This is a genomic window from Corynebacterium sp. MSK158, from assembly GCF_030229085.1.
GTDB lineage: Bacteria > Actinomycetota > Actinomycetes > Mycobacteriales > Mycobacteriaceae > Corynebacterium.
Window position 1 is genome coordinate 1 of sequence record NZ_JASPHJ010000026.1, and the last position, 2,699, is coordinate 2,699.

Annotated in this window: 4 protein-coding genes; all 4 read left to right on the plus strand. The window is 44.8% G+C overall.

The window, feature by feature from the left end:
• Positions 1-164 precede the first annotated feature (164 nt).
• The 4 genes from QP915_RS11520 to QP915_RS11535 all read left to right on the plus strand — a co-directional run bounded on the left by QP915_RS11520 (position 165) and on the right by QP915_RS11535 (position 2,371).
• A complete protein-coding gene (locus QP915_RS11520) occupies positions 165-551 on the plus strand; it encodes a hypothetical protein (RefSeq protein ID WP_284769427.1) in 387 nt (128 codons plus the stop codon).
• Between the two features lie 68 nt (positions 552-619).
• Positions 620-1,045, plus strand: coding sequence for a DUF805 domain-containing protein (locus tag QP915_RS11525; RefSeq protein WP_284769428.1), 426 nt, complete (start codon positions 620-622; stop codon positions 1,043-1,045).
• A gap of 565 nt (positions 1,046-1,610) precedes the next feature.
• Entirely contained in the window at positions 1,611-1,907 is a 297-nt protein-coding gene (locus tag QP915_RS11530; protein WP_284769429.1) for a hypothetical protein, read from the plus strand.
• A 146-nt stretch (positions 1,908-2,053) separates the two neighbouring features.
• Entirely contained in the window at positions 2,054-2,371 is a 318-nt protein-coding gene (locus tag QP915_RS11535) for a hypothetical protein (RefSeq protein ID WP_284769430.1), read from the plus strand.
• Positions 2,372-2,699: the final 328 nt, after the last annotated feature.

A 2,699-nucleotide genomic window follows, 5' to 3' on the forward strand; every position in this document is an offset into this window, starting at 1 on the left:
CTAACAACGCCCACACGCATCGGCCATCAGGGAATGCGAAACTGAGTCTTCGCTGCTCTCCGCCCAACATTGCAACAACACTTTAAAAGGCGTGTAGCTATATACTGTGTAGGACAGCTATCAATTTAAAAGCTACCGTACTGCATCGAAATAGTAGGTATAGCATGATTTTCAATTTGAACACTTACTTTATTGCGGCGGAAACTGTCTTAGATCGGGCATACTTCACCTACTGTCAACGGGCCCGAGAAGCATCATTACACGCTGGCGTGGAAGTACTTTTTATTTGCACTGAACCAATTAGAGCTGAATCAGAAGCGATGAAAGAAGATCTCATCGCACAGTTTAGGATCGAACGACCAGATGAGAACTGGAAAGACTTGAGTCTCTACTTATGCAGTTCAGTAGTATCCGTCAGTGACCCTTTTAAGGAAGACAAACAAGACTCTCTAGCATCCTTTTTCCTCATGGACGAAGAATATGCAGTAACGGACACGTTTCCCAGCAGTGTTGGATTATCTAGGCTTACCCCTTGGAGATTTACTTCTTAGCAAAGAGCAGCTGCTGTATGTCTATGTGAGATAAATAAACATCTATTAGGCGGAAGGAGAATTTTAATATGTTTGAAAAGGCACTACACCTCCCCTCTCGACAGCCTCTCTACGGAGCGTCTCCATGGGAAGCCATAAGTCGTTTTTTTAAAAGGGGTTTTATCTTTAACGGCTTCGCCTCTAGAAGCGAATACTGGTGGACTCTTGCCTTTTTAACTATTGGATCATGCCTAGTAAGCGCAGTTGATAATTACTTCGGCGAAATCCACGGAGTTTCGCTAGGAAAAGCACTTTCCGTAATTGTATTCATTCCTTTTTTAGCATTGCTAACAAGAAGGATACAGGATGCAGGACTTCCCGGAAGTTTGGTTCTTCTAATTTTAATTCCCTTCATAGGCACCATCCCGCTGTTCATAATGACGTTCCTTCCGTCGAGTAAGGAACACTTAGGAGAGGCCACCTCGCCAACAAGCTCAGAACATACTGATTTATAGCTATACGTCTTCGCAAGTTTTCCTTTGTGTTCTAAAAATCACAGGGAAGTAGATAAAGCGTTTACTGTACCGAACAAGCTAGCAACTGAGCGTCAGGCCTAGGAGCTATTGGTTTGCCAGCTCCTTACAACTGACCCGTGCTGGTTGGTAAGCGTTGTCCTAACAAAACATTCCTCCTTTCGAAGAAGGCGTAGCTAAATATCTACAAATGGCCCGGTAGGAGTTGAACCCACGACGCATTCTCAACTAGAGGGGTAGAGCTCCATCCGCTGAGTTACAGGTACAAGTATTTAACCCTTCTTAATTCGAGGCTTCTCTTCCGATAAGAACTCCGACAATCTTTTCTCAAAGACTGGGCACCACTCACATAGCTCATGAAAATAACCCCGCAGATACAGTAAATTCAAAAACTTTTAAGCCCTAGCAGCGCGAGTGACTGTTTACCTCACGTCAGTTTTAACGAAGAGGCTACCAGTTTCGGCAATCGTTCAAGTAACCTCAAGTGCCTCTGATGAGTACCGCTGGGAATATCCGGAGAAAGAAACGAGCATTCTCCATTACGACCATGAAGTGGAAAAGCAGTTCTCCGGGGGGCGCTTTCAAGGTCGAGGAGATTTCTTCGAAAACAGGGAAACGTCTCACAGCGTTGGTTTTTATTTTGCATAATGGCGCTATGGACAAGGTACAGAAGATAAAAATCGGAGTTTTACTCGCCTTGACGGTTGTCTCTTTAGTGCTCCTCGTTTTATGGCTGACTGATGTAATAGGGTTCGGCCTAGTGGCTATTTTCATTATTTTTCAAACTGCTGCTTCTGTGGGAGTGCGTGTGTGGGCGGAAAACGCCGAGCGTAAGCCGGAGTAAGCGAGGTGCTACAGCGATAGTAAAAGTGACTCTTTCTTCTTCACCCTCAAAGGCACAGTCCTCTACAACGCTTCAACCAATGGCTGCGAAGAGGATAAAGCATAAACCGCGATAATAGTTATCAACTTATTAGTATATTTATGAGTATGGAAACAAATCCTGAAAAGATAGTTGATAATCTCTTGAAAGACATGAGCGAAGTCGATGACTGGATTTGCATAGCCGATGCAACTGCAGCCAATGAAAAAGATGCATTCGATGCTACTTACGAAGACGTCGTAACTATTCTTGAGGCCGTCAAAGAATCTCCTTCAGTGACTATCGGGAAAGTCGCACGTCGTTTTATAGATCTCCCCGATAACTGGAGTCCCTCCGATGTAGCGAAGACCATCTTTTCGGCAGCAGATCCTATAACAGCGATGATGCATTTTTGGTTACGTTCTACAGAAGGAGTCTATAGCTAGAAATATTGCTCCTGCATGAGAGTTAAATCTATCTGTTGTTGTCAACGAGCTGAGATGACATGCTTATAAGCGGGGAAAGTTTAAGAAACAATGTTTAAGACAAGAATCAGTGGGGTTGCCCGCAAATCATGGTCTCGTAGTGGAGCTACCTAGTGGTTAGGCAGCTATTTCTTTTCTGCTGGTGTTTAGGCCAATGTGGTTCTCGAACTCGCCGGGGCTGACCACCCCGAGGGCGGAGTACCTGGACATGAGAGGGTGATGCTCCTATGTTGTGTCAAGCTGATTTGAGAAGTTCTTCATAAGCCAACCTCAACTCCGGCAAAGGGCG

What these genes read in the sequence shown, in the direction of transcription:
- QP915_RS11520 (WP_284769427.1), top strand. Translation starts at nt 165, where the DNA reads ATGATTTTCAATTTGAACACTTACTTTATTGCGGCGGAAACTGTCTTA.
- QP915_RS11535 (WP_284769430.1), top strand. Translation starts at nt 2,054, where the DNA reads ATGGAAACAAATCCTGAAAAGATAGTTGATAATCTCTTGAAAGACATG.
- QP915_RS11530 (WP_284769429.1), top strand. Translation starts at nt 1,611, where the DNA reads ATGAAGTGGAAAAGCAGTTCTCCGGGGGGCGCTTTCAAGGTCGAGGAG.
- QP915_RS11525 (WP_284769428.1), top strand. Translation starts at nt 620, where the DNA reads ATGTTTGAAAAGGCACTACACCTCCCCTCTCGACAGCCTCTCTACGGA.